Source organism: Aequorivita viscosa, assembly GCF_900106795.1.
GTDB lineage: Bacteria > Bacteroidota > Bacteroidia > Flavobacteriales > Flavobacteriaceae > Aequorivita > Aequorivita viscosa.
In genome coordinates, this window is record NZ_FNNS01000053.1 from 1 (window position 1) to 3,072 (window position 3,072).

Below are 3,072 nucleotides of genomic sequence, written 5' to 3' on the forward strand. Positions count from 1 at the left end.
AAAAAAAACCTTCACCAAATTAATGATGAAGGTTTTAAAGGAAGGCGGCGACCTACTCTCCCACAGGATTGCAGTACCATCGGCGCAAACGGGCTTAACTTCTCTGTTCGGAATGGTAAGAGGTGAGCCCCGTCGCTATAACCACCTTAGTTTTCGATCCCGCACTTGATGCGGGACCTCTCCGGTACTTGTGACCGAAGAAATATCGTGACATATAGGAAACAAACAATAGAAGAAAAGGAATATACCTTAAGAAAAGAGTTGCCTTTCCTCCGCCGAGGCGGAGGAAAAACGTTGTACATAAGCTTACGGGCTATTAGTACCACTCGGCTAAGACATTACTGCCTGTACACCTATGGCCTATCAACGTGGTAGTCTCCCACGGCCCTTTAAAGAAATCTCATCTTGTGGTGGGTTTCGCGCTTATATGCTTTCAGCGCTTATCCCTTCCCGACGTAGCTACCCAGCGATGCTCCTGGCGGAACAACTGGTGCACCAGCGGTCGGTCCAACTCGGTCCTCTCGTACTAGAGTCAGATCCACTCAAATTTCTTGCGCCCACTGTAGATAGAGACCGAACTGTCTCACGACGTTCTGAACCCAGCTCGCGTGCCACTTTAATGGGCGAACAGCCCAACCCTTGGGACCTTCTCCAGCCCCAGGATGTGACGAGCCGACATCGAGGTGCCAAACCCCCCCGTCGATATGAGCTCTTGGGGGAGATCAGCCTGTTATCCCCGGCGTACCTTTTATCCTTTGAGCGATGGCCCTTCCATGCGGAACCACCGGATCACTATGCTCTACTTTCGTACCTGATCGACTTGTAGGTCTCTCAGTCAAGCTCCCTTATGCCATTGCACTCTACACACGATTGCCAACCGTATTGAGGGAACCTTTAGAAGCCTCCGTTACTCTTTTGGAGGCGACCACCCCAGTCAAACTACCCACCAAGCACTGTCCCCTTTTGTAAAGGGTTAGACTCTAGACAAGCAAAGGGTGGTATTTCAACAATGACTCCACCACGCCTGGCGACGCAGCTTCAAAGTCTCCCACCTATCCTACACATTGCTTATCCAAAACCAATACTAAGCTATAGTAAAGGTGCACGGGGTCTTTTCGTCCCACAGCGGGTAATCGGCATCTTCACCGATACTACAATTTCACCGAGCTCATGGCTGAGACAGTGTCCAGATCGTTGCACCATTCGTGCAGGTCGGAACTTACCCGACAAGGAATTTCGCTACCTTAGGACCGTTATAGTTACGGCCGCCGTTTACTGGGGCTTCAATTCAATGCTTCGCCGAAGCTAACATCTCCTCTTAACCTTCCAGCACCGGGCAGGTGTCAGGCCCTATACTTCATCTTTCGATTTTGCAGAGCCCTGTGTTTTTGATAAACAGTCGCCTGGACTCTTTCACTGCGGCCCCCCCGGAGGGGGGCGACGCTTCTCCCGAAGTTACGCGTCTATTTTGCCTAGTTCCTTAGCCATGAATCTCTCGAGCTCCTTAGAATTCTCATCCCAACCACCTGTGTCGGTTTGGGGTACGGGCTGCTTCACTCGCTTTTCTTGGAAGTCGCTACTCTGGATTATCACCTTGGCCGAAGCCTCAGTGTACTATCGCCGTGTTACCACTGGCTTCAACGTGCTATTCCGTCAGCACGCACCAAATTTACGCCTCCGTCACTTTTAACGTGAGCAGGTACAGGAATATTAACCTGTTGTCCATCCACTACCCCTTTCGGGTTCGCGTTAGGCCCCGACTAACCCTCAGCTGATTAGCATAGCTGAGGAAACCTTGGTCTTTCGGAGTGCGGGTTTCTCGCCCGCATTATCGTTACTTATGCCTACATTTTCTTTTCTGTACGCTCCAGCATACCTCACAGTACACCTTCAACGCAAACAGAATGCTCCCCTACCACTTAATAAATTAAGTCCATAGCTTCGGTAGTATGTTTATGCCCGATTATTATCCATGCCGGACCGCTCGACCAGTGAGCTGTTACGCACTCTTTAAATGAATGGCTGCTTCCAAGCCAACATCCTGGCTGTCTATGCAGTCCGACCGCGTTTTTTCAACTTAACATACATTTGGGGACCTTAGCTGATGGTCTGGGTTCTTTCCCTCTCGGACATGGACCTTAGCACCCATGCCCTCACTGCTGATCATCATTTTATAGCATTCGGAGTTTGTCAGGAATTGGTAGGCGGTGAAGCCCCCGCATCCAATCAGTAGCTCTACCTCTATAAAACTATATATCAACGCTGCACCTAAATGCATTTCGGGGAGTACGAGCTATTTCCGAGTTTGATTGGCCTTTCACCCCTACCCTCAGGTCATCCCAAGACTTTTCAACGTCAACGGGTTCGGTCCTCCATTTAGTGTTACCTAAACTTCAACCTGCCCAAGGGTAGATCACACGGTTTCGCGTCTACTACTACCAACTAAAACGCCCTATTCAGACTCGCTTTCGCTGCGGCTCCAATTCTTAAAATTTTAACCTCGCTGGCAACAGTAACTCGTAGGCTCATTATGCAAAAGGCACGCCGTCACCAATAAATTGGCTCCGACCGCTTGTAAGCGTATGGTTTCAGGATCTATTTCACTCCGTTATTCACGGTTCTTTTCACCTTTCCCTCACGGTACTGGTTCACTATCGGTCTCTCAGGAGTATTTAGCCTTGGCGGATGGTCCCGCCAGATTCATACAGGGTTTCACGTGCCCCGCACTACTCAGGATACCACTATCGGTAACTGTCTTTACTAATACCGGGCTATCACCGTCTATGGCCACGCTTTCCAACGTGTTCTTATTCATAAAGCACCAAATGTCGTGGTCCTACAACCCCAATATTGCCGTAACAATATTGGTTTGGGCTAATCCGAGTTCGCTCGCCGCTACTATCGGAATCACTATTGTTTTCTCTTCCTCCGGGTACTTAGATGTTTCAGTTCCCCGGGTTTGCCTCCTTGCGGATACCATATCTTCAATATGGTGGGTTGCCCCATTCGGATATCTGCGGATCAATTTGTATGTGCCAATCCCCGCAGCTTTTCGCAGCTTATCACGTCCTT

The 3,072-nt window shown here is 49.6% G+C and carries 2 rRNA genes; both read right to left on the reverse strand.

What is annotated here, in order from left to right:
• Positions 1-39 precede the first annotated feature (39 nt).
• Positions 40-149: ribosomal RNA gene (gene rrf / locus BLW28_RS15435) — 5S ribosomal RNA — on the reverse strand.
• Between the two features lie 147 nt (positions 150-296).
• A 23S ribosomal RNA gene (locus BLW28_RS15440) occupies positions 297-3,072 on the reverse strand; the annotation flags it as partial.